Raw genomic sequence first — 24,339 nt, 5'->3', positions numbered from 1 at the left:
GTCCGTGGGGGCTTCCCTTCCCGCACAGCGCGGCGATTTCGCGAGAAATCGACGCTCACACCCTTCCCAACGCCGCCCCGACCCGCCGCAGGAGTTCGTTCGGCGTCTCGAACAGCTCCCGCGCGGTGACCACGAGCACCTGCCAGCCGCACTCCACTATGCGCTGCCTGCGCATCCGGTCGCGGCGGTACTGTTCCGCGTCCGCGTGCCAGGCCCCTTCGTACTCCAAGGCGACCTTGGCGTCCTCGTATGCGAGATCCACTCGCGCCACGAACCTTCCCCGGTGCAGGATGTTAAGTTGCGGGGTCGGTGGCAGGCCCCGCTGCACCAGGAGCACGCGCAGCATCGATTCCGGAAGCGACTCCGCTCTGCGATCCAGCAGTTCGAAAGCGGCTCGGGCCTGGCGGATCCCGTAGTGGTTTCGTTCGCCGAGGAAGCGGCGGAGCTGGTTCTCCTCGACCATTCCCTCGTGCAACATCCGGTCGCAGTTGGCCACAGCCCACCTGAGCGGATAGCGGGCGAGCATCTCGAAGGAACTCCGGCAGGGGGAGGCAAGCCTGATTCCGCTCCAGGCGGAGTGCTCATCGGTCGAGACGCTCCGCGCCCAACACTTCAACCCCCCTCTTCGATTCACGTACTTGTCGTTGACGAGTACTTCGACCGCGTCGTTGTGGTCAGCGAGCCGTGCCCCGTGCAGCGTGGCGGCCGACCTTCCCGTGATCACCGCGTCGGACGGCAGGAGCCGTGCCGCTGCCTGGCATCTCAGTTCGTGGCTCAGCGGGACATCGGCCGGGGTGTAGAGCCCGTGGAGCACCCGGCGGTACGCCCCGGACTCCCGTAGCACGCGGTCCGTTATTCCGGCTTCCAGTGCTTCGGCGCGGGTGAGAAGTACCGCCCCCCGGGGCGCCGGTTCCGGGTGTGTCGTCGATGCGATGTCTGCCATGCCCGCCAGTATCGAAGCGACGAACCTCCCTCGGCCCGGCGTTTCCCGCGGGATGTGGACACCTGGGTGCGATGTGGACACACTTGCCGCGATTTCGCGAGAAATCGACACCCCCAAGGCGTCAATTTCTCGCGAAATCGCCGGGGAGGTGAGGTCAGTCGCCGCGCCGAATGGGGCCCAGCAGCTCCTGCTCGCGCTTGTTCGTCACGAGCCGGATCGGGCTCCAGAGCATGTTGCCCAGGGCGATGATCCCGTCGTCCTGCAGCGCGGTCAGCTGCTGCACCTGTGGCGGGTGCAGGTGCCAGATCCGTCCCGCCAGCTGGGCCTGGTTCATCGGGATCCGCTGCAGCAGCACCAGATCGGCCGTGTTCGCGGCGGTACCGTTACCCACCTGCGGGTGCAGGTAGGGCAGCACGTACATGGTGGTCTGCCACGCCGAACGCGGCGGGAACAGTTCCTGGGGCACGGCTCCGCCGTCGTGGATCACCAGCAGCGGGGCGTCCTCACTGGAGCGCGGCAGGTCGAACGGGGTGAGCCGTCGGATCTGCACCAGCGGCACCGGGGTGCCGTCGGGGGTGTGCCCGGCGGCGGTGGCCAGGTTGTCCCAGGAGTCCGGTCGCCCGGTCGCGATGATCACCCAAGCGCCGGTGGCCATGGCGCGCAGCGCGATCTGACGAGCCAGATAGAGCCCGCCCACCGTGACCATCCTGGTGGGCTGCGGACGCAGGATCGAGGTGGAGATCGGTTCGCCGTGCGGCCCGGAACCGATGATCATCCCGCCGCGGTCGCCGGAGGGACTCACCGCGTCCAGCGTTTCCGGGGGTACCAGGAACTCCGGAACCCTGTCGCGCAGGTCGTCGGGTGTGTCTATGGTCCTGCTGCGGCTCATATCGAGCCTCCCAACGGCAGAGTCGCGTTGAATCCGGCCAGCTGCACGCCCCCCAGCGGGGTCAGCGTGACCCCGAGTCGATTGCTGATACCGCGCAACTGCTCGTCCGCGGTGTCCAGCTCCTCGGGAGTTCGGGCGCTGACCCTGACCAGGCTGCGCAGCCCGACCTCACTGTTCTCCCCGGTGGGGGATATGGACATCGCCACCGTGGAGGACAGCGCACGAACCCCGGTGAGCGCGTTCAGGTTGTTGCTCATCTGCGAGGGCCAACCGGTGATCGCGTAGCTGGAGTGCCCCACTCCGCCCGCCGTGACCCCGTCCCAGCGTTCCTTGAGGCCGACCGAGCGCTGCGATCCCAGCACCGACTGCAGCTCGGCCGAGGCGATTCCCGCCTGCAGCAGTTCGTCCGGATCCAACGGCCGGGTGGGTACGGATTCCCGCTCCAGGGCGCTGCGCACTCGCGACAGCGCACCGATCAGTGCGCGGTGCGCACCCACTATGCCGCCGCCTCGTTCTCCCACGGCCTTGGCGCATCGCTTCGGATCCAACCGCACCGTCACCCACGTGGTGCGACGAGCCGCCGCCGGTAACGGCCCCAGCACCTCCAAGTAGGAGTTCAGCGCGGGCGATTTCGAGGGCAGTGCGGCACTGCCGGGGTAGCAGTGCCAGATCACCTGGATCGCGTCGAGGACCACACCGCGGTCCTCCAGGCAGTGGGTCAGCGAGCCGAGCGGGAGGTTCGGTGCCTTACCGATCTCGGTGACCAACGAGGGTGTGGGCTCGACCATGAGTACAGCGGTCCACTTGCCGTCGTTGAACGCCATCCCGACGTGGTTGCGGTCGTGGTCCTGGCCGTGTGCCACGACCAGGTCGGGAACGACCAGCCGCAGCAGTGAGACCCGGTGGTTCTCCTCCGGGCCGATCACCCCGTCGCCGTTCTCGTCCCCACCGTCCGTCAGGCCGGGAGTGACGGGTGTGACCACGCTGGTGTGGTTGCGGAACTTGTAGCCCAGCACGAGCCCGAACATCTGGGTGAACCACCGGCCGCGCCTGCGCAGCAGAGCGATGATCACGGCGAATCCGGCCACTCCCGCCGCGACCGGCCACAGTGTCCGGTCGATGCCGACGAGGACCAGCCCGGCCGCGATGCCGATCTCCATGACGACGAGGTTGGATACCGGCAGTGCCCCCAGACTGGCACCATTGGTCCGTCGCCTTGCCTGAATTCGTGCCCGCGTCGCGTTGGTGGGCCCGGTGCCGGACGATCCCGATGCTTTCGGTGGGGCCGAATGCTGTGTGGTCACGGACATCCGTTGGGTCTCTCCCCCTCGCAGGTAGATGCGTCTGCCCACTGTGGGTGCGGGCGAGTGTAGGTATCGGTAACCGATCGAAGAGAATACTGCGGTAAGTCGGTCGAACCGGACCCACGCGGCAACCTTTCCCGGCTACCCTGCTGAACGGTACCTCGCACGGGAGAGCTTTAGGCGAAGAATGGCATCAACACCCACCACCAAATCACAAGTCCAGGCGTACAGGTTCGTCATACGCCGTATGGAGTCGGCACTCGCCCGCAGGGACGCGGTGATGCTGCACGACCCGCTCGGTTCGCACAAACGCGCCACCATCGCCGGTGCGATCATCGCCTGTGTCGGGATGATCGGATTCCTGGTGTGGGGGTTGTTCGGCGGCCAGGGCACCGTCCCGAAACCGGGATCGGTGGTCATCGCGAAAGGCAGCGGCAGCGTCTACGTCGTCACTTCCGACGATCAGGCGGACAAGCGTCTGATCCCGATGCTCAACATGGCCTCGGCGAAGTTGCTCGTCATGGCCAAGGGCAACGGTCAGGGGCAGGCGATCGAGCCGACCAAGGTCGACCAGGCAGCCCTGGCGGAATTACCCCGCGGACCGAAGACGGGGATGCCCAACGCCCCGGACTTCCTGCCCGAGCCGGGGCAGGCGGCCACCCCGGCATGGGCGATCTGCGACGTGGCCGAGCTGAACAAGGCGTTGGACACCGAGGACATGCTCGCCTCCGCCGAGGTGGAGACCACCGTGTTGGGCGGGGTGACCGGCCACGGTAGGGAACTCGGGCGTGACGAGGCGCTCTACGTGCGGGATTCCTCCTCGGAGCAGCCGTATCTGATCTATCGCGTGCGATCCGACAACAGCACCGGAGCCAGGGTGGTCAAGGCCGCCCTCCCGGCCGAGGAGCCCGCGGTGACGGAGATGTTCGGGCTCGGTGACGCGGTTCCGCGCATCGTGAGCACCAACATGCTCAACGCGATTCCCGAGGTGGACTCGCTCGACGTGCCGGAACTGGCGGAAACCACCCCGGATTACGACAGCGGCGGCTACGGGGTGGGTGACGTCCTCGAGCGCAGTGTGCCGGGGGAGACCCCGCAGTTCTTCGTGCTGCGGCAGAGCGGCAAGCAGCACGTCACTCGCGGCGCGGCCGCGGTACTGCACGCTTCCAGGTACAGCTCCGAGGAGATTCCCAACGCCACGGGAATGCTCACCGACATCGGCACTGCCGATGCGGCCGACGAGCTCGACGTGGACCACTTCCCGGTAGGGGTTCCGCAGCCGCTCTCGTTCGCGGACGCCGATCGCTCCTGCCTGAGCTGGTCCGACGAGTCCGGGGAACAGCGGGTCACGGTCACCGTCGGATCGGGTACGCCCGCGCCCAAGGCGCCGGTGAAGCTGGCCCAGTTCGACGGCACGGGGCCGCGCGTGGACTACTTCTACATGCCGCCGGGCAAGGCGGCCGTGGCGCGCGGGAGCACCGGGCCCGACACGGCCGAGGGCGGTCCCGTCTACCTGGTCTCCAACCGAGGGGTCACTTACGGGATCAAGGACGTCGCCACCGCCAAGGGGCTCGGCGTCGTCAACGGCGCTGGGGACATCGGAGCGGCCCCCGCCTCGATCCTGGGAACGTTGCCCTCCGGTGACTTCCTGGATCCGGCCCAGGCCGGCTTCGTGTACGACTCCATACCCGTCGAATCGGACGCCGGGGTGAATCGGGCGCCGGCGGAGGAACAGCAGCGGGCCGACACCGGAGCAGCCGCCGACTAGCGGCCACTCGGCAGCCACCCGCCGGCAGTCACCTCGCCGGTTGGGGATCTCCTCGGGCGGCAACGCGGCCCGGAACCGAGTCGGTTCCGGGCCGCGAGTTCGTTCGTACCCATCGTCGGGAGGTTCCGCCGAGCGAGCAACCCGGCGACCCGACCGGGAAACCTCGATCAGAGGGTTTCCGGCCCCACCGGCGACTCGCCCCGGTTCCGCGCCCGTACCCGCCGTACCGCGTTGAGCAGGAACGCCGTGAACAGCACGGTGGCCAGTCCGCCGATGGTTCCTCCCATCGCCACCGCGATGGCCGCCCAGTTCCGCTGCGGGAAGACGTGCGCCTCCAGGCGCCGTGGCTCGACCGGGGCGGCAGCCGCGTCGTGCTCGGCGGGGATGACGTCGTTGAGCGCGGCCATCGGGTTGATCAAGCCGTAGCCGATGATGTCGTTACCGCCCTCGCTGCCACCGTGGTGCTGGGCGGTTTCGGTGATCCGGTGCATCACTTGGGCAGCGGAGAGTTCCGGGTTCTTCTCCTTGATCAGCGCCGCCAGCCCGGAAACGTACGGCGCGGCGAAACTGGTGCCCTGCAACGGCTGTGGTTGGCTGTTGGAGTCGCGGGTGACGCGGTTCACCAGTCCCTTGCCACCGATCCCCGGATCGAGCGAGATCAGTTCCTCGCCAGGGGCGGCGACGTCCACCCACGGCCCGGGGATGGTGAATTCGGACGGTGCGCCCTGCCGGTTCACCGAGGCCACGGTCAGCACGTAATCGTCGAACCAGGCGGGCAGCACCGCGGTGCTCGGCTCGCCGGGGTCGTTCTTCTCGCACTTGCCGCCGACGTTGCCCGCCGCGGCAACCACCACGACGTCCTGCTCGTAGGCCTGTCTGACGGCTTTGCGCAGTTCCCAGTTGGGCTCGTTGGGCGAGAGGGCGCGGGAGAGCGTCTGGCAGGAGGCCTGCGAGATGTTGATCACGTCCGCGTTCTGCGCCACGGCGCTGGCGATGGCTTGGGCCATGGTCGAGGTGTTGCCGACCGTCTCGCCGGACTGTTCCTTCTGGTAGACCGAGGACGACTGTCGGATGGACAGGATGTCGCTCTCCGGTGCGACACCGACGAATCCCGTCTCCTCCGAGTCGCTCGCGGCGATGATGCCCGCCACCACCGTGCCGTGTCCGTCGCAGTCCCGCAGCGCACCACCCGTTATCTTGGAACCGCCCGCTCGGAGCCGTGATTCGAGCCTGGGATGTTCGTTCACGCCGGTGTCGATCACGGCGACCGTCTGGCCCGCCCCGGTGAGTCCCTGCTCGTGGGCGCGGCCGAAACCGAGTACCCGTTGACTCCAGGGCTGCCGTCTGATCCGCGAGCCGTTCTCGCTGGCGGCGAGGCACGCCTGTTGCCGGGTGAAGCCGTTGTCCGGCGAGAGGGCGGCGGAGGAGACCGTCAGATTCGTGCCCTCCGGGACGGGGGGCAGCCGCAGCTCCTGCTCGCTCTCGGTTCCGGTTTCCTCCTCGTCCTGGGCGGTGGCCGGTTGTATCGGGCCACAAACCAGGAGAGTGGCGGTCGCTGCCGAGATAGCCAGCGCACGCCGAAGGTTGCCCCGGTGCACGGTTGTGGTTGAACGCATCACGCTTCCTTCGCGGCGGCTGTTCGGCGAATCGACGGAAGCTCCATCAGAACAGGCTGATGTTGAGATCGCGGATCGTCATGTACACGTCCATGACGCCCAGTGCCAGCGGGAGTACCAGTGCGATCAGCACCGCCTCGAGGATGTCCACACTGCGGCGCTGCACCGGTGAGAACCGCCGGTTGGGGAAGACGACGCCGAACACGATCGCCGCGACGCCGAGTAGCAGCAGCGGCCAGAACACCCAGGTGAGTTTCTGCTGCGAGGTGGTCACCGTGGGAAGAAGCAGCCAGACGGTCGTGCCCAGCGCGGCGTTCAGTCCGCTGAGCAGCAACGCGATCGCCTGGCTCCCGTTGGCGTAGTTGCGCCCACGCAGCATCAGCACGGCCGATACCACCCCGGCCAGCAGCAGGCCCCAGATGTTCGGTGCGGTGGCGGCGATCACCGCTCCGAGCGCGGCCGTACCGCCACATCCCACGATCAGGCCGGTCATGTACTTGTGCGCCAGGCCGGACTGCCGCTGGATCTGGTGGTAGTCCGGAAAGCCGCCGTCCTCCTTGAGGTCCTCCGCACTGCCGGGAACGTGCGGCAGCGGCAGCTTGGCCAGCTGGATCGTGATTCGGGGCAGCATCGAGATCCCCGCCAGACCCACCGCCGCGGCGCCCGAGGCGACTCCCGCTGCGGTCGCGGCGGGGACCAGCGTGGCGACGAGGAATCCGATCACGGCGAACAGCGAGATCGTCGCGGCGGCGATGAAGTGGATGATGCCCGCCCCGATCACCATGAGCGACACCGAGGCGAATATCAGCACCAGCGCGCTGGCCAGCAGCAGTTTCGGTCGCATGTCCTGGCCGGGCACGATGTTGAGACCCGCCACGAAGGCCATCGGCAGGCCGCCCGCCGCGGCCAGTACCGTCCCGGTGCTCGCGGCGCCGTAGGCGCGGGCGACTATCGCGCCTATGCCGGTGGCGAAGATCGCGACCGCGAGTCCGACCACCGCGGCGATGATGTGGAAGATGATCCCCTGCGGAAGGGCGGCCATTCCCAGGGCCACGGCGGAGGCGATCATCGCCAGCGCGCCCGCCGCGTGTCCGGTTCTGGCGGCGGTCTCCTTGGTCCAGGGGCGGTAACTTCCCGGCTCCGCCTCGGCGAGTGCGTCGACCACGTCGTCGTACAGCGGCGGTGGTGGATCGTCCGACTTGCGTCGCAGCTGGAGCATGTCGCCGTCCACGATGCCGAGTGCCGCGAGAGTCTGGCTGGTGTCCAGCGGGGCGTCCCCCAGCTTCGCCAGGCACCAGCCGCCGTGACGCGCTCCGCCGTCCGGAGTGGCCTCGTGCGCCATGTCCAGCAACATCGGCAGCAGGTCCGCCACCGAGACGTCCGCGGGTAACGCGAGGTCTATGCGCGTCTTCGGCGCGACCACCGTCACGCGGCTGAATACCGTGGTCCCGGTCGCCACTTGGGCCCCCTAATCCCTCGTCCTTCGATGTCGATCCCGTGTGGGTGCTCTACGCGCTCGGTTCGATCCAACCAAGCGGGATGTAATTCCGCGAAATCACCCCACTCGCACGCGTGGTCCTCTTAGTATGGCCGTACGAACCGGGGCGCGGGGTCGGTTTGCCAGAACTGTTCCGCGCCGGTTCCGTGACGATCACCGTGAGCGGGCTGTCCGGTGGCTACACCGTCGTTTCCGCCCCCGCGGCGGGGTGCGGTCCGGCCGGTTACAGAATGCTGCTTGCGCAGTTGACGACAGATCGCCGACAACATGGAAGGGTGCTGCTGTCCGGTGAGCACGCTGCAGTTCAAGCGACCGCCACGCATGGCCGCTCCAAAGCCGCCGGGTGGCGAGGTTCATCTCGAGTCCCCTCCCGAGATTCCGCGAGCGGTCCCCGGAAACATCGTGCAGAAACTCCTTCCGGCCGTCATGATCGTGGCATCTCTCGGAATGATGGTCTTCATGCTTCAGCGGGCCAGAAGCAACCCGATGATGATGATGATGCCGATGATGATGCTGGTTTCCACTGTGGGCATGATGGCCGGTGGTAACCAGGGCGGTGGGCAGAGCAAGGCCGAGATGAACGAGGACCGCAAGGACTACCTGCGGTATCTCGGACAGATGCGGGACCGGGCCCGACAGGCCGCGGACGAGCAGCGGCTGGCTCGTACCTGGGTTCACCCCGAACCGTCGACGCTGTGGTCGATCGCCACCAGTCGTCGGATGTGGGAGCGTCGTGCGGGCGACAGCGACTTCTGCCAGATCCGGGTGGGTCTGGGCTCGCAGCGGTTGGAGACCCGACTCGTGCCGCCGCAGACCGGTCCCGTGGATGAGCTGGAGCCGATAACCACCCTGGCGTTGCGTCGGTTCGTCCGTGCTCATTCGTTGGTGTCGGAACTGCCGGTGGCCACCTCGCTGCGCGGTTTCGCGGCCATCGGCCTGCAGGGAGAGCGCGAGACCACTCGTGCGCTGACCCGGGCGCTGCTGGCGCAGTTGGCGACTTTCCACACCCCGGACGACGTGGTCATCGCCGTCGCGAGCGGCGGGCGTTCCAGGGTCGAGTGGGACTGGGTCAAGTGGCTGCCGCACTCCCAGCACCCCGAGCTCACGGACGGAATCGGCCAGCAGCGGCTGATGGCGGGTTCGTTGCGTGCCGTCGAGGAGATGCTCGCCGACCAGCTGGACGGCAGGCCCCGGTTCAACCGCAACAACGCGCCGCCGGACGGTCCGCACGTCGTGATCGTGCTCGACGACGCCGAGATCAGCCGTGAGGAGCAGATTCTGCTCGAAGGCGGCATGACCGGGGTCACGCTGATCGATCTGTCCGATGTGCTCGGTGCGCTGACCACCAAGCGCGGGATGCGCATGGTCGTCGAACCCGAGCGCGTCGGTGCTCGTAGCGGCAACAACGTCGAGTGGTTCGGTGTGCCGGACGCCATGACCAAGGAGGAGGCCACCGCGCTGGCGCGGCAGCTGTCCCCCTACCGCATGATGTCGGCCCGTACCGGCCAGGCCGAGGCCGAGAGCAGTGGCCAGGAACCGCTGACCACGCCGCTCAACTACATCGAGCAGCTCGGCCTCAGCGGTGACCCGATCTCGTTCGACCTCAACGAGGCGTGGCGGCCCCGTCCCATACCGGAGCGCTACAAGGTCGCCATCGGCCCGGGCGAGGACGGTCAGGTCGTTTCGCTGGACATCAAGGAGACCGCCTCGGGTGGCATGGGCCCGCACGGGCTGTGCATCGGCGCCACCGGTTCCGGTAAGTCCGAGTTCCTGCGCACGATCGTGCTCGGCCTGATGGCCACCCACTCCTCGACCGCGTTGAACTTCGTGCTGGTCGACTTCAAGGGTGGTGCCACGTTCAACGGGTTCGAGGCGGCTCCGCACGTCTCGGCGACCATCACCAACCTCGCCGACGACCTCACGCAGGTAGACCGGATGCAGGACGCGCTGGCGGGCGAGCTCAACCGGCGCCAGGAGGAACTCAACAAGGCGAAGGTCAAGAACGTCTGGGACTACGAGGAGGCCCGGCAGGCCGGTTCGGATCTGCCGCCCATGCCCGCCCTGTTCGTGGTCATCGACGAGTTCTCCGAGCTGCTGTCCACCAAGCCCGAGTTCGCCGAGCTGTTCAACATGATCGGGCGGTTGGGACGTTCGCTGCAGGTGCACCTGCTGCTCGCATCGCAGCGCCTGGAGGAGGGCAAGCTGCGGGGGCTGGACTCGCACCTCTCCTACCGGATCGGGCTCAAGACCTTCAACCAGGCCGAGTCGCGTGCCGCGATCGGCGTTCCCGACGCCGGTGACCTGCCCGCGACCGGTGGGCACGGTTACCTGAAGCATCCGGGCGGTATGGAGCGGTTCCGCGCGGCCTACGTCTCCGGCCACATGCACCAGGGCGGGGGCAAGCGCCGTACGGTCGCGGCTTCGCCGGTCACGGGCGAGAAGCGTCCCCGGTTCTTCGTGCCGGACTACATCGAACCGCCCGCGGAGCCGGATCAGCCCGCGCAGCCGGAGCCGGAACCCGAGTCGGAGCAGTCGGGCATGGTCGACAACGACGGCGACGGTCTGCCGGACAGCGACTTCCAACTCGTGATCAACAAGGTGCAGGGGCAGGGGCCACCCGCGCACCAGGTGTGGCTCCCCCCGCTGGATGCCCCGCCCACACTGGACTCGGTGCTGCCGCCGCTCTCGGCGAGCGAGGACCGGGGCTACACCCCGGTCGGCAACGTCGGCAACGGGAAGCTGCAGATTCCGGTCGGCATCATCGACATGCCCTACCAGCAGCGCCAGGACCACATGGTGGTCGATCTCGGCGGTGCCAACGGGCACGGTGCCGTGGTCGGCGGGCCGCAGTCGGGCAAGTCCAACCTGATGCGGACCCTGATCTGCTCGATGGCGCTGACCCACACCCCGCAGGAAGTGCAGTTCTACTGCGTCGACCTGGGCGGCGGTTCGATGGCCGCGCTGCAGAGCCTGCCGCACATCGGCGGTTTCGGCGGTCGTCGGGACCAGGATGTGGTGCGCAGGACCATCGCCGAGATCAAGCAGCTGGTCGCCGAGCGCGAGGCGCGGTTCCAGCAGCTCGGTGTGGACTCGATGGCCGACTTCCGCAAGCGCAAGGCGGCGGGCAGCGTAACCGAGGACCCCTATGGTGACGTTTTCCTGGTCATCGACGGTTGGGGCGCGTTCCGCAACGACTTCGAGACGTTGGAGCAGGACGTGCTCGACCTGGCCGCGCAGGGGTTGACCTTCGGGGTGCACGTGGTCGTCTCGGCCAACCGCTGGGCCGAGATCCGTCCCGCGCTCAAGGACCTGATCGGTACCCGCTTCGAACTCCGGCTGGGTGACCCGAGCGAGTCCGAGGTGGATCGGAAGGTGGCCGTCAACGTCCCGTCCGGAAGGCCGGGCCGCGGACTGCACCCGAGCAAACTGCACTTCCTCACCGCCATCCCCAGGGTCGACAGCGAGAACCTCGGTGACCGGGCCGGCTGGGAGGCCTACAACCAGGATCTTTCCGAAGGTGTGGCGGACCTGGTCGCCAAGGTGCGCAATTCCTGGCAGGGCAAACCGGCGCCCAAGGTGCGGTTGCTGCCCGACGTGCTCCCGCACGAACAGCTGCCCGCACCGGAACAGCAGCCCAAACAGCGGTTGGTGCCGATCGGCATCAACGAGGACGGGCTGCAGCCGGTCTACCTGGACTTCGACGCGGAACCGCACTTCTACGCCTTCGCCGAACGGGAAGCGGGCAAGACGGCACTGCTGCGCACCATCGTGCGCGGTATCACCAACCGCTACAGCCCCAAGGAAGCGCTGATCCTGCTGGTGGACTACCGGCGAACCATGCTCGGTTTCCTGGACACGGGGCACCTGATGGAGTACGCCGTCTCCGCCGACCAGCTCAAGGGCAACATCAACGACGTCTGCAACGCGCTGAAGAAGCGGTTGCCGGGTCCGGACGTCACCCAGGAGCAGCTCAAGAACCGCTCCTGGTGGTCCGGTCCGGAACTGTTCGTGGTGGCCGACGACTACGACCTGGTGGCCCCGCAGGGCAACAACCCGATGCAGCAGCTCGCCGAGTTCGTCCCGCAGGCCAGCGACGTCGGCCTGCACGTGGTGCTGGCGCGCAACTCCGGTGGTGCCAGCAGGGCGCTGTTCGAGCCGATCATCGGCAAGATGCGCGAGTCCTCGGCACCGGGGTTGGCCATGAGCGCCAACAAGGACGACGGTCAGCTCATCGGCAACATCAAGTCGCGGCAGTTGCCGCCCGGCAGGGGAACTCTGGTCAGCCGGAGTCTCAAGGGGGGTCCGCAGTTGATCCAGACCGCCTACATCCAGCCGGAGTGAACCCTTTCCGGACCCGCCTGGGTGGCCCGTTCCCGTACGCGGTCACCCCGGCGGGTCCGGTGGCGGGCTCGGCTGCTCACGAACACCGTCGGGAACCGGCGGAGAACTTCAATAGAGTGCTGATCGTAACCGGTGGCCGCCCGGCGCCGGTCTTCGACAACCGGCGGCACCAAAGGAGATGTGCGTGAGCCTGCACGTCGCGGTGGACTTCGGCACCTCCAGCACCTGCACCGTCGCCTCGCTCGACGGTGCCGAACCACACGTGGTGGTCATCGACGGCCACCCGCTGCTTTCCTCGGCGCTGTTCGTCTCGGCCGACGGCACGCTGTTCGTCGGCCAGGAGGCGGAGCGGCAGGCCGCCGTCGACCCGGCCCGCTTCGAGCCGCATCCCAAACGCCGCATCGACGAGGTCGAGCTGTTGCTGGGCGGCACCGTGCTCGCCGTGGGCGATGCCATCCGCGCGGTGCTGACCCGGGCGGTCGACGAGGCCCGGCGCTACGCGGGCGGAATGGCCGTCGATCTGCTGGTGCTGACCCACCCCGCCGACTGGGGGACGGTGCGCACCGGCAGGCTGCGCCACGCGGCGGCCGGGCTGGCCACCGAAGTCGTGCTGCTGCCGGAGCCGGTCGGTGCGGCGGTGTTCCACGCAGCGGGCCACGGTCTGCCCGACGGCGCCGCGCTGGCCGTGCTCGATCTCGGCGGTGGGACGGTCGACGCGAGTCTGGTGCGCCGGACCGACGAGTCCTTCCGGGTGCTGGCGAGCCGTGGCAAACCCGATTTCGGTGGGGCGGACATCGACCAAGCGCTGCTGGAGCACGTCGGCGGTACGGTCGAGCCGGTCGAGCCGGCGGCCTGGCGCCGGCTCGTCGAGGGGCGCGAGATAGCCGACAGGCGACGCAGGAGAGTGCTTCGGCAGGACGTGCGCGGTGCGAAGGAAACGCTGTCCCGACACAGCTACACCGACGTCCCGCTGCCACCGCCGTTCTCGGACACCCACGTCACCAGGTCCGACCTGGAGTCGCTGATCGCGGCGCCGCTGAGCAACGTGGCCGATCTCGTCCCCGATGTGCTGGCGGACGGTGGTGTGACGGAGCGGGAACTCGCCGCCGTCTTCCTCGTCGGCGGTTCCAGCAGGGTGCCGATGGTCGCGCGGTTGCTCCACGAGCGAACCGGGATCGTGCCGACCACACTGGACCAACCCGAGACGGTGGTGGCCCGCGGCGCGCTGCGGGCCGTGCGGGAGGACCCCACGCGGGAAGCCACGCGGGCGCTGCGCGTGCCTCCCGGTTCCGGGCAGCCGACGAGCGGCCCCTCCGGTCGGGGTGGCGCACCGGCCCCACCGTACTCCGGCGGTTCCCCCGCCCCGGGGGCTCAGCCGGGAGGTGGAAACGGGCAACGCCCCACCGGCCCCGCGCCTGCGCCGTGGTCGACCGGGAGCACGACACCGGTTTCCGGTGCGACCGTCTCCGGCGCGACGAACCACGGCGGCGCCGGTATTCCGGGAGCCCCCGCTTTTCCGAGTGGCCCCGGCGGGAAGGCGGCCGCGCGGCACGCCGAACCGGCGCGGCGTGGGGGCTCCTCCCGGCGAAAACGGTTCTTCGCGGGAGCGGCGGCGCTCCTGGCGCTGGGGACGTTGGTCACGCTGGCGGTCGTGTGGTTGCTGCCCTCGGTGCGCGGTGGCGATGTGACTCGTTACGGCTACCAGTTCGAGTACCCGGCGGGGTGGGAGCAGGGCGGCGGTGCTCCCGAGCTGTGGGAGACGCGCATCCGGCCACCCGGCTCCGATGGCGACGAGCTGATCTCGGTTCGGGCGGGCAGACCGGGCTACGACGTTTCGGCGAACCGCCGACGATCCGTGCGCGAGTTGCGGGAGAAGTTCGACGGCTCCGACAGCGAACTGTCCGGTTTCGAGTCGGACGCCCGATTCGCGGGTGAACGGGTGGTTCACTATCGCGAAGGATTGTCCGGGTCCGTTGTGGACTGGTACGTGCTGCATCGTTCGAAAACCAGGATCAGCATCGGCTGCCAGTACGATCCCGAGGGGAAACGGCGTGTGACGGCGGGCTGCGAGCGGGTGGTGCGCAGCATCTCGGTGCGTTGACCTCGTTCCGGCGTCCCGCGATGTCTCCGGAACGGGTTGGGGCGGAAGCGGTTTCGACGGCGCGTTTACATGAGCAACGTGATCCGCGAAAAACCACGACACCGATGGAACCGTTCTGGCAATGTCTGCGTCGGAAGTTCGATCGATCTTTCAGCGACGGATTGAAGGGGGATTCCCAAATGGGTCAGGGATTCGGGACCGATGTAGAGCTGATGCAGCGCTCCGCTGCTCAGGTCGAGGAGGTCCGCAACAACGTCGATCAGGCGATCTCCAAGCTGCAGGGCGAGATCGACCCGGTCATCGCCTCCTGGGAGGGCACCGCGAGCCGCACCTTCCAGAAGCTGATGGACCAGTTCCGGCAGAACGCCGACGTCATCACCACGCGGCTGCAGGAGATCAGCGAGAACATCAAGTCCTCGGGTCAGGACTACGCGCAGCGCGACGAGGAGCAGGCCGCCGAGGTCTCCAAGATCGAGGGCATGCTCAACGGCTGAGCCGGCTGCCGGGGTTTCGAGTCCGATAATCTTCACAGAGGGGAACAAGTCTCATGAGTTCGATCAAGGTTGACTTCGGCCAGCTCAGCGCCGGTGCCGAGAGCCTGAACCAGGCCGCGACCAAGATCCAGGCGGAGCTCGACGAGCTGGAGCAGATGCTCAAGCCGCTGATCAGCACCTGGGAGGGCGCCGCGCAGGAGCAGTACTACGCCGCGCAGAAAGACTGGGACAACGCCGCGCAGAACATGCGTGAGATCACGGCCAAGATGGGCATGGCCATCAACGCGGCCAACGAGTCCTACCAGGCCGGTGAGCGTGCCAACGCCGCCAAGTTCGGCGGCTGAACCACGCCGTCCCGGCCACGTGCCCCCTGGATCGCAACGGGTCCAGGGGGCACGTATTCGTCGTGCCGCCCGTCCGATACCATGGCGTTGGTGCTGAAACAGGCCGAAGTTGGTTCTTGTCGCCGCCGTGACTCCCGCGTGGGGCGCGGTGGGTGTTCGGGGACCCGTTTCGACCCGCTTGTCAGCCACCGAGTACTCTCATCCGTTGTTGTGCGGTGGGTGTGTACGACCGCGAGATGACTCGGTGACCGGCCGAGGTGGAAAGCCCCGGGGGCGGCTCGCACGAGGTGACGGTCTCGATCGCTCGTGGGACGTACCGGTTCCCACGGGGTGAATCGGATCGCGATACGCCCCGACGTGATGGGCGACGGGACACGACTGCCGCACCGAGACTCCAACGCGAACGACGACGAGGTAGACCCGTGCGCACGTACAGCCCGAAGGCCGGCGAGGTGACCCACGCCTGGCATGTGATCGACGCCGAGGACGTAGTGCTCGGCCGGCTGGCCACCCAGGCCGCCACGCTGCTGCGTGGCAAGCACAAGCCGACCTATGCTCCGCACATGGACACCGGCGACTTCGTCGTCATCGTCAATGCCGAGAAGGTCGTCCTCACCGGTAAGAAGCGCGACCAGGCCTTCGTCTACCGGCACAGCGGTTATCCCGGCGGCCTGAAGAAGAACTCCTTCGGCGAGATGCTCGACAACAAGCCCGAGCGTCTGCTGGAGCAGACGATCAAGGGCATGCTGCCCAAGGGGAAGCTCGGTCGCGCGATGGCCAAGAAGCTCAGGGTCTATGCCGGGCCGGACCACCCGCACCACTCGCAGCAGCCGCAGCCCTTCGAGATCGAAACGAAGGCCAAGAAGTGACCGAGGGATACGAGGAAGAGCACGTGAGCACTCCAGAGACCGACGAAGCCCCGGCTCCCGAGGTCCTCGATTCAGAGGTCCCGGCCGACGAGCCGGCCCCTGAGGCTTTCGCTCAGGGCGTGGCGCCGTTTCCGTCCAGCAGGCCGATCCAGACCGTCGGGCGTCGCAAGAAGGCGATCGTTCGGGTTCGGTTGGTTCCCGGCACCGGCCGTTTCATCCTCAACGGCAAGCCGATGGACGAGTACATGCCCAACCGGGTGCACCAGAACATCGCCCGCGAGCCGATGGAGCTGGTGGAGCGCACCGAGGGCTTCGACGTTTTCGTGAACCTCAGTGGCGGTGGCCCTTCCGGTCAGGCCGGTGCGCTGCGCATGGCGCTCGCCCGTGCCCTGGTGGCCTACCAGCCGGAGGACCGGCCCACCCTGAAGAAGGCAGGCATGCTCACGCGTGACCCGCGGGCCAAGGAACGCAAGAAGTACGGCCTCAAGAAGGCCAGGAAGTCCCCGCAGTACAGCAAGCGGTGACTTTTCCCGGGTTCGCCCGATCCGGCGAACCCGGTTCGCCCCGCCCGCCCCTCGCGGTGGCAGGAGCGGGGCGGTGTCGACATTCTGTGGGAGCAGTCTCGGTCGTCCGTCGGGCGTCGGGGCTGCTCCCGTGGTGTTTGGTCGGCGGAGTTCGGTTGTTCGAGTACGCGGTCGCGCCGGGCCGAGAGGTTCCGGACGAGCCGAGTCGGACCTCGTAGCGAGCCACCCTCGGGTGACTCGGTTGGTCGGGTCACGCGTCCCGTGGTTTCGGCAGACGCCGCACCGGTTCGGTCGACCATCCCACCAAGAGTCGCAAACAGGCCCACGTGTGCCGTGAGCATCAGGAGGAAGCGGTTGTCCCGTCTGTTCGGCACCGACGGGGTGCGCGGTCTGGCCAATTCCGATCTCGGTCCGGAGCTGGCGATGTCCCTGGCGGGCACCGCTGCCCGGGTGCTCTACGACCGGGACGACTCACGTCGGCGGATCGCACTGGTGGGGCGGGACCCCCGGGCCAGCGGTGAGATGCTCGAGGCCGCGGTGACGGCGGGGCTGACTTCCGCCGGGGCCGACGTGGTGCGCGTCGGTGTCCTGCCGACGCCCGCGGTGGCGCGGCTGGTGGCCGACACCGGGGCCGACCTGGGCGTGATGATCTCGGCCTCGCACAACCCGATGCCGGACAACGGGATCAAGCTGTTCGCGGCGGGCGGGCACAAGCTCGCCGATGCCCTCGAGGACGAGATCGCGGAGCGGATGGCGGAGAACCCGGTCCGTCCGGTGGGGGAACACGTCGGTCGCGTGCGGGACATGCCCGACGCGCTGGACCGCTATGTGGACTACCTGCTCGCCTCGACTCCCGGTTCGCTGCACGGCCTGCGGGTGGTGGTCGACTGTGCCCACGGTGCGGCCTTCCGGGCCGCGCCCGAGGCGTACCGACGTGCCGGTGCGGAGGTCGTGGCGCTGCACGCCGAGCCGGACGGGCTCAACATCAACGCCGACGTCGGCTCGACCCGGCCGGACCGGCTGCGCGCCGCCGTGGTCGAGCACGGCGCCGATCTGGGGATCGCCCACGACGGGGACGCGGACCGCTGCGTGGCGGTCGACGCCGCCGGTGAGCTGGTGGACGGGGACCAGCTGCTGGCGATACTCGCCGTGGCGATGCGGGACTCCGGGGAGTTGACGGGGCATACCGTCGTGACCACGGTCATGAGCAATCTCGGGCTGCATCTGGCGATGCGCGAGCACGGTGTGTCACTCCGTACCACCGCCGTCGGGGACCGCTACGTGCTGGAGGAACTCCGGGACGGTGGGTTCGCCCTCGGCGGGGAGCAGTCCGGCCACATCGTGCTGCCGGACCATGCCACCACCGGGGACGGGCTGCTGACCGCGCTGCGGTTGATGTCGCGGATGGCGGCCGCCGGAGCCCCGTTGGCCGAGCTCGCGGGCACGATGACCAGGCTGCCGCAGAGCCTGGTGAACGTTTCCGTGTCGGACAAGACCACCGCGGTCAACGCTCCGGCGGTCTCCGAGGCGGTCGCCGACGCCGAGTCGGAGCTGGGTGAGCACGGCAGGGTACTGCTGCGTCCCTCCGGAACCGAGCAGCTCGTACGGGTGATGGTGGAGGCCCCCACGGCCGAGTGCGCCAAGCGAACCGCGGAGCGACTGGCCGAGGTCGTTGGCTCGATCAGATGAATATGTGATCAAAGTCTCGCGTTCGGCGCTCAGTTGTGAGAGCCTCGTCACATGGGTGCCATCGTTGTCACTATGTTGGTCGCGCTTTTCGCGATCAGCCTGGTCGCAGGTCTTGTCGTGTTGTCCGCTCTCGCCGTCGCGGGTGCCAAGGCAGCCACCTTGGCGCACGACGGCAGTAACTGGCTGGTGGAGCACTGGCCACGCCGTGCCAGGCCCTGACTCATCGTTTTCGGGCCCTGACTCACCGTTTCGGGGCCTGACTCGCCGTTTTGAGCTTTGACTCACCGTGCTGAATCCTGAGCGCCGTTTTGAGTCCTGAGTCGTGGCTTTGAGCCCTGACTCGTGGCGCGGTGAATCGACTCCCCTGTCCCACCGCTCGGTAGGCGTGATCCGTCATGCGTTATTTCGTCGGCGATCTGCTCTACGTGCTGTTCCTTCCTCTCCTCGTGATAGCCCTCGGGGCGATCGCCGTGGTGGTGCTCGTCTCACCACCGACCTGAGCAACAGTCCTGTTGGTTCCGGTCCTGCTGGTTCGACTCCCGGCGGTTCGAGCCCCGATGGTTCGAACACCGTCGGTTCCGGCGTGCCGAACCGCGGCGGCAGGCGGGCGTAGCCGCACGCCGTGGCTCGGTGAGCTGTTCCCGACGCCCCGTTGTTGGGCCCCTCGCAAGAACCCCCACAAGAACCTCCCGCAAGAGCTCATCGCTGGGGATTATCACCAGGGCCAATCGCTACGGCTCCGCACCGAGGGGCCGGGAGCTTTCCTGCTCGTCCGCTGGTTCCCGTGCGGGCGGCTTTGCGTGTGCAATGACGTCGTTGAGCCCGCACGGCGCCACCGCACGATCTGGGATGATCCACGGTGCGCCGTACGCTCACCTTCCCGGGTCCGCGTTACGGGCGCTGGACGGAACGAGCGGTTTAGGGGGACGAGGTCATGGGCCGGTCGAACGGCTCCGCCGATTACGACGGCGAGGCGATGAAGCGGGTCGCCGACAGCACGCGGAACCTGGCGGACGCCTTCAACACGGGAACGAACCTCGCGGAGTCGATCGAGTCGGGAGAGGGCACTTTCGGTCAGGTCGGCAGGGACATCGGTGTCGGCGCCGTTTTCGAGACCGCCTGCCAGGGGTTCGCCGGTTCGCTGGGCAAGGCGCGGAACCATCTGACCGGGCTGGCCGAGAATGTCGAGTCCGCCTTCAGCGACATGGAATCGCGGGATCGGGCCCAGGCCGAGAACGTTGCCAACGCCGGGGAGGGGGCGTAAACCGTGAGTGGTGCTGACAAGTCGAACTTGAGCAGGCCTCCGTCGCCGGACGACAGTTCTTCGAACGACGCCCGAACCGGCAACGGTTCCCCCTCCGGCCACGGGAACTCGGATTTCCACCTGGACAAGCTGAACGAGCTCGAAAAGGTCATGCGCGACGGCGTGTGGGGCAGGGTCTTTCGTAGATGGCGTGCCCACGAGGGCGCGGCCAAGAAGTATCCCGGCGACGAGTACGCGGTTTACGGCACCGGAGCTACCGAGACGCACGACCTGCCGAAGTTACGCGGCATCGACTGGGGAATGCTGGAGTCCGCTTCGGACAAGCTCTCCGAACTCGCCAGTAACCGAGAAGCCTGGCTGAACCACCTCGACTCGCTGGAGAAGGGGATAGACCAGGCCTGGCAGGGCTCGGCGGCCGACGCCGCGCGGCAGCGGTACACGGGGGTCAAAGGCCCGCTGAACAAGTACTGCGACGACCTGGACGCGGCCGGCAGAGCGCTGCGCGAGGCGGCGAAGGTCCCCAAGAACCGCATCGGCCCCGGCGGGCTGTCCGACTTCCAGGACAAGAGCAGTTTCTACAAGCACTACGGCGAGGACGACGAGTCCGAGGACATGATCCGGGACCTCGACGGCATGGAGAGGAAGGTCCGCGAGGGGGTCCGCTACAGCGAGTCCGCCCTGCAGGGCATGAAGGAGTTCGGCAAGGCACTGCTGCCGCGCGTCGAAGCGCAACTGCCGAAGAACACAGAAGTGGATCCCAAGGACGCCGAGAAACCAAAGAACATTGAGTACCATATCCGGATCACCTGGGACGACCTCCGGCTCCCCGGTGCGCCGGGATGCAGGGACGGCGGCGACGGTACCGTCGCCAACAAACGCATCAAGTGGCTCGACGACTTCTGCGGCTGGTACGCCCACGACGTCAAGGCGTTGCGCAGGGAGATCCACGACGCCTACAAGCACACCGAGAAGGCGTTCTCCGCGCTGCGGGACCAGCTGAGCAAGCTGGACGACGGCACCTTCGACAAGCTCGGCGAGCAAGGATCGCAGCAGGGCAGCGGGCAGCAGGGCAACGGACAGCAGGGTGAACAGCGAGGTCCCTCGAACGCCGGAGTCACCGCTCGCGCGCAGAGCACCGGCGGCGGTACCGGAGGTGCTCCCGGTGGTGGTGGCGGATCAGTCGGCACAGCGGGCGGTGCGGGCGCGCCCGGCGAGCAGCGAGCCGGGATGCCCGAGCGGCCGGAGACCCCCTCGCCGGAGGAGATTCGTTCCCAGCTGGCCGAGCAGGGCAGTGGGGCCGCTTCGGCGGGTCCGAACGGAACCGGCGGTGCCGGGGCCGAGCGAAAGCTGGATCAGGTGACCATCGGGGAGGGTTCCGAGCGAATCGCCGTTCGCGAGGCCGACTCGCAGGGCCGTAACCAGCTGACGCTGCTGGATGAGCAGGGCCAGCCCCGGAGTTACCAGATCCCGTTCGGCGACTCGGGCGGTGCGACGGGCTCGGAAGCAGTCGCACCGGAGGCAGCGGAATCCCCCCGTGCTCCCGGCCAGCAGGGTTTCCCCGCGGCTCCGGGCGAGTCGACGAACGCTACCGGCGGTTCGCACGAGCCGATGGTCGTCCGGCCGAACGAGGACGGTACCGCTGTCATCCGCGACGGTGATCGCACCATCAACGTGGCACGCGATGCCGAAGGCGGGCTGCGCGTCACGATTGACGACGGGGACGGTCAACCGAGAACCCAGACCGTCGACTTCGGCCAGGACCGAGCCGCGGCACCGGCCGATGCGGTGAGCGGAGCCGAGCGTGCCGCGGAACAGGACGCAACCGCGCGGGAAACGTTTCAGCCGCCAACTGGCCAGCAGCAGGCACCCCAACAGGACGGGGTGCCGGGGGAGGACACCCGGCGGGAAGCGCCCCGGTGGGAGAACACCGCCGAGCCGGACGGAACGCCGCGTACGAGCGCTGCGAACTTCGCCGGTGCCCCCGCAGCGGAGGGGCTGGGTTCCGAAGGGGCGCGGCAGCCCGACGACCCGTACGAGGCCGCGGCGCGAACCACTTCGCAGTGGGCGGGTGCTGGGATGCTCGGCGATTCCGAGCAGTTCTCGCCCCGTTCCACCTTCACCGCGTTCTCCGGGGACCTGTTCAGCTCTCCGGAGGAGACCGGCGGAAGCATCTGGGGCAGCGATCGTTCCGAGCGCCAACTCGGCCACGTAGCCGGTGAGGCGGGGCTGTCGACAATGGGCGGGAAATCGGACGCGACGGATTCGCAGGGAGCCACCGGGCTGGCCTCCATGGGCGAGTCGAGCGGCGCTTCCGCTCAGAGCGAGCAGGGCGGTGCCCGGGGTGGAATGATGCCCATGGGCGGTATGGGCGGTGCGGGCCAGCAGGGTGGCGGCGACGAGGAGCGCAGCAACGACAGCCCCTGGCGCACCGAGGGCGATCTGTTCGACGACGGCCTCGACGCGGACACTTTCTGGCAGTATCAGGCCGTGCTGGGGGAACCGAACGAGAAATGACCGGACGAACGACCGGTGAGTGGCCGAACGAGAGATGATCGGTCGCCGATCGTCGGATTCCCTGGATGATGGAAAAGCTTGGAAGAGGGGAATGTACGAGTCCGAGGTGTCGGTCGCGGAGATCGAGGCTGTGGTGGAGCAGTCCCGGCGCAGCAAGGACGAGTTGGACAGTGCGTACGAGCGGGAGACCGCGGCCGTGCAGTCCGAGGTGGATGAACGGGAACGCGTCTTTCGGGAGCAGGAGGAGCAGGCCCGACGCGAGGAGGAACAGCGGCTGGAGGCCGAGCGGGCGGTGCTGCGGGAACGTGCCCGCAGGGAGCAGATCAGCATCGGCGAGCGGGAGGACGAGGACCCCTTCGCCCATCAGGTGAGTTCCAGCGGTTTCCCCGCTGGTCCGGCCGATGGTCAGACCGTGGGTTCGGGCGTGGGCGGAGCGCAATCGCCGGCCCCGCAGCCGCAGCCCGCGCGGCCGGACGTGAGCTGGAACGTCGCGGCCGGGCGGTTCGGCAGGTCCACGCCCGAGGAACCTCCGCCCGAGGAGCCCCCGGTCGAGCAGCAGCCGGGTCCGGCACCGGAGCGGCCTCCGGAGCAGCGTCCCGATCCGACGCCGCGGCCTCGTCGCCGGGCCGCCGACGACTGGGATGACGACGAGGAGGACTTCTCGCAGCGCAGCTGGCTGCGCTAGTGGTCCCGTCGGTGTCAGTGACCTGGGGGCATGCCGTAGTAGTACTGCTGCGGCGGCTGTGGGACCGGTTTCCGGCGCAACGAGTGCAGCACGGAGGGCAGGAAAACCAGCATCGTCACCAGAATCGAGCAGTAGAACATTATTCCGTCCGTGGTTTCCATGTCGTAACCGACATCCAATGGTGTCCGCCAGTCGTACGCACCGAGTCCGAATTCGAACACTCGCAAGCAGACTGCGATAGCGGATACTGCCATACCGCCCACGGCGATTCCCTTCACGAGGCGCGTGCGCGTCAGCAGCATTATTCCCAGTGCGAGCAGTACGACTCCGTCCAGGACCCACATGGCTGTGACCGTTTTGACTGCGCCCCACGGTACTATCCAGTGTACCAGCTGTGTAACAGAAATCGTAAGGACGATACCGGCGATGACAATTGTGGCTGTTCCCAGGATCGTGGGAGCCGGAGATCTCCCGCTCTGCCGGGGAGTGGCCGGAGTGGGTACTGGTTGTTGTGCCTGTCCGGGGTGAGCTCCCGGATAGGGCGGTTGTTGCGGTGGTATCGCTCCTGGCTGCGGCTGCTGTCCGTGAAACGGCTGTGGTGTGTTCATGATGCTGCCCTCTGAGATTTCCCCGACTGTCGAAACCGCCGCACGATCTTCGGTATTGCTTCAGTATCCCGGCTGTTGGCCGTACACCGGTTGCCGCGGTGATTGTTGCTGCTTCGGTTTCCTGCGCAGCGTGCGGGATATTCCCGGGAGTAGCGCGAGAACGGCGGGAATCAGGTAGAAAGCGTTACCGGAAAGCCGGATCCAGCTGTAGAAGTACTCATAAAGGTGCTCTATGCGATCCGGCGTCCAGATGAAATAGAAGATTACATCCATGACGTACAGCGTCAAAGTCAGTGCTATTACCGCTGTGGCGAAGAAACGCGCCTTGGGTCGCCTGGCGAACAGTAGTATTCCCACTACGACGAGCGCCGCCGCGTCGAGCAGGGACAGGAAGTTCCACGATTCCGAGGCGATGGTCAGTGGCACGGTGGAGTAGGTGCCGTACTCCATCCAGAACTGAACCATCTCGATGGGATAGATGATCAGCGTCCGCAGCCCCGCGATGATCGCCCAGACGGCGATGATGATCGCCAGCGGCCTGCCGGTGTCGTCGACCGGGCCCGCTGCCTGTCGCTGGACTGGTGGCTGCTGGTGGGCGGCGCCGTACTGCCATCCGTATCCCGCGTTGGGCGCCGGGTAGCCGTAAGCACCGCCTTGACCCGCTCCGGCAGACTGCTGTCCCCAGTTCTGCTGTCCCCCTGGCTGCGCTCCGGGGTGCTGGTAGCCCTGGTACTGCGGAATCCGTCCCTGCTGCTGCACCGGGGATTGCTGTACGGGAGGTTGTTGCTGCACCGGGGGTTGTTGCGGGTAGGGCGCGCCGCCCGGTTGGGGCTGCTGCGGTACGCCGTGCGGCGGCTGTGGCGTGCTCATCATCCGCCATTCTGGTGG

General features: G+C 67.8%; 19 protein-coding genes. 12 read left to right on the top strand and 7 right to left on the bottom strand.

What is annotated here, in order from left to right; all coding sequences use genetic code 11:
- Window positions 1-55: 55 nt before the first annotated feature.
- The 3 genes from BLR41_RS02760 to eccE all read right to left on the bottom strand — a co-directional run bounded on the left by BLR41_RS02760 (window position 56) and on the right by eccE (window position 3,142).
- The gene (locus tag BLR41_RS02760; protein ID WP_092626182.1) at window positions 56-943 is read right to left on the bottom strand and encodes a hypothetical protein; all 888 of its coding nucleotides are present in this window, start codon (window positions 941-943) and stop codon (window positions 56-58) included.
- 154 nt (window positions 944-1,097) lie between these two features.
- Window positions 1,098-1,832 carry a hypothetical protein gene (locus BLR41_RS02755; RefSeq protein WP_092626180.1) on the bottom strand — a complete coding sequence of 245 codons (735 nt, stop codon included), beginning with the start codon at window positions 1,830-1,832 and terminating at the stop codon, window positions 1,098-1,100.
- The gene (gene eccE, locus BLR41_RS02750) at window positions 1,829-3,142 is read right to left on the bottom strand and encodes a type VII secretion protein EccE (protein ID WP_092626178.1); all 1,314 of its coding nucleotides are present in this window, start codon (window positions 3,140-3,142) and stop codon (window positions 1,829-1,831) included. The genes BLR41_RS02755 and eccE overlap by 4 nt, the downstream gene beginning before the upstream one ends.
- Before the next feature lie 181 nt (window positions 3,143-3,323).
- Between eccE and eccB the strand changes: the two genes are divergently transcribed.
- Window positions 3,324-4,904: a type VII secretion protein EccB gene (eccB, locus tag BLR41_RS02745; RefSeq protein ID WP_092626176.1), complete on the top strand. Its 1,581-nt coding sequence runs from the start codon at window positions 3,324-3,326 to the stop codon at window positions 4,902-4,904.
- 167 nt (window positions 4,905-5,071) lie between these two features.
- Here eccB and mycP read toward each other — a convergent pair whose 3' ends face one another.
- Together mycP and eccD are read right to left on the bottom strand one after the other, a co-directional pair.
- On the bottom strand, window positions 5,072-6,520 hold the full coding sequence (mycP, locus tag BLR41_RS02740; protein WP_092626174.1) for a type VII secretion-associated serine protease mycosin: 1,449 nt from the start codon (window positions 6,518-6,520) through the stop codon (window positions 5,072-5,074).
- Window positions 6,521-6,566: 46 nt separating this feature from the next.
- Complete coding sequence (eccD, locus tag BLR41_RS02735; RefSeq protein WP_092626172.1) at window positions 6,567-7,979, bottom strand: type VII secretion integral membrane protein EccD; 1,413 nt, start codon at window positions 7,977-7,979, stop codon at window positions 6,567-6,569.
- 327 nt (window positions 7,980-8,306) lie between these two features.
- On the opposite strand from eccD, the gene eccCa reads away from it, so the two are divergent.
- The 11 genes from eccCa to BLR41_RS02685 all read left to right on the top strand — a co-directional run bounded on the left by eccCa (window position 8,307) and on the right by BLR41_RS02685 (window position 22,843).
- Window positions 8,307-12,359, top strand: coding sequence for a type VII secretion protein EccCa (eccCa, locus tag BLR41_RS02730; RefSeq protein WP_092626170.1), 4,053 nt, complete (start codon window positions 8,307-8,309; stop codon window positions 12,357-12,359).
- Between the two features lie 178 nt (window positions 12,360-12,537).
- The gene (locus tag BLR41_RS02725) at window positions 12,538-14,460 is read left to right on the top strand and encodes a type VII secretion-associated protein (RefSeq protein WP_342745318.1); all 1,923 of its coding nucleotides are present in this window, start codon (window positions 12,538-12,540) and stop codon (window positions 14,458-14,460) included.
- A 179-nt stretch (window positions 14,461-14,639) separates the two neighbouring features.
- Window positions 14,640-14,954: a WXG100 family type VII secretion target gene (locus tag BLR41_RS02720; RefSeq protein ID WP_092626790.1), complete on the top strand. Its 315-nt coding sequence runs from the start codon at window positions 14,640-14,642 to the stop codon at window positions 14,952-14,954.
- Between the two features lie 53 nt (window positions 14,955-15,007).
- Window positions 15,008-15,298, top strand: a complete 291-nt coding sequence (locus BLR41_RS02715; protein WP_092626167.1) for a WXG100 family type VII secretion target — start codon at window positions 15,008-15,010, stop codon at window positions 15,296-15,298.
- A gap of 422 nt (window positions 15,299-15,720) precedes the next feature.
- A complete protein-coding gene (gene rplM / locus BLR41_RS02710) occupies window positions 15,721-16,167 on the top strand; it encodes a 50S ribosomal protein L13 (protein ID WP_092626165.1) in 447 nt (148 codons plus the stop codon).
- Entirely contained in the window at window positions 16,164-16,691 is a 528-nt protein-coding gene (rpsI, locus tag BLR41_RS02705) for a 30S ribosomal protein S9 (protein WP_092626162.1), read from the top strand. Before rplM ends, rpsI begins: the two co-directional genes overlap by 4 nt.
- Before the next feature lie 354 nt (window positions 16,692-17,045).
- On the top strand, window positions 17,046-18,380 hold the full coding sequence (gene glmM, locus BLR41_RS02700; protein ID WP_092626160.1) for a phosphoglucosamine mutase: 1,335 nt from the start codon (window positions 17,046-17,048) through the stop codon (window positions 18,378-18,380).
- A gap of 72 nt (window positions 18,381-18,452) precedes the next feature.
- Window positions 18,453-18,599, top strand: a complete 147-nt coding sequence (locus BLR41_RS22695; RefSeq protein ID WP_176797787.1) for a hypothetical protein — start codon at window positions 18,453-18,455, stop codon at window positions 18,597-18,599.
- Between the two features lie 715 nt (window positions 18,600-19,314).
- Window positions 19,315-19,644 carry a hypothetical protein gene (locus BLR41_RS02695; RefSeq protein WP_092626158.1) on the top strand — a complete coding sequence of 110 codons (330 nt, stop codon included), beginning with the start codon at window positions 19,315-19,317 and terminating at the stop codon, window positions 19,642-19,644.
- 27 nt (window positions 19,645-19,671) lie between these two features.
- Window positions 19,672-22,158 carry a WXG100 family type VII secretion target gene (locus tag BLR41_RS02690; protein ID WP_143012979.1) on the top strand — a complete coding sequence of 829 codons (2,487 nt, stop codon included), beginning with the start codon at window positions 19,672-19,674 and terminating at the stop codon, window positions 22,156-22,158.
- A 91-nt stretch (window positions 22,159-22,249) separates the two neighbouring features.
- Window positions 22,250-22,843, top strand: coding sequence for a hypothetical protein (locus BLR41_RS02685; protein WP_092626154.1), 594 nt, complete (start codon window positions 22,250-22,252; stop codon window positions 22,841-22,843).
- A gap of 14 nt (window positions 22,844-22,857) precedes the next feature.
- Here BLR41_RS02685 and BLR41_RS02680 read toward each other — a convergent pair whose 3' ends face one another.
- A complete protein-coding gene (locus BLR41_RS02680; RefSeq protein ID WP_092626152.1) occupies window positions 22,858-23,187 on the bottom strand; it encodes a hypothetical protein in 330 nt (109 codons plus the stop codon).
- A 324-nt stretch (window positions 23,188-23,511) separates the two neighbouring features.
- A complete protein-coding gene (locus tag BLR41_RS02675) occupies window positions 23,512-24,321 on the bottom strand; it encodes a hypothetical protein (protein WP_143012978.1) in 810 nt (269 codons plus the stop codon).
- Window positions 24,322-24,339: the final 18 nt, after the last annotated feature.

The sequence above is a fragment of the Actinopolyspora mzabensis genome (assembly GCF_900101095.1).
Lineage (GTDB): Bacteria > Actinomycetota > Actinomycetes > Mycobacteriales > Pseudonocardiaceae > Actinopolyspora > Actinopolyspora mzabensis.
The sequence above is the reverse complement of the archived record's forward strand: the minus strand, read 5'-3'. Positions and strand labels throughout refer to the sequence as shown.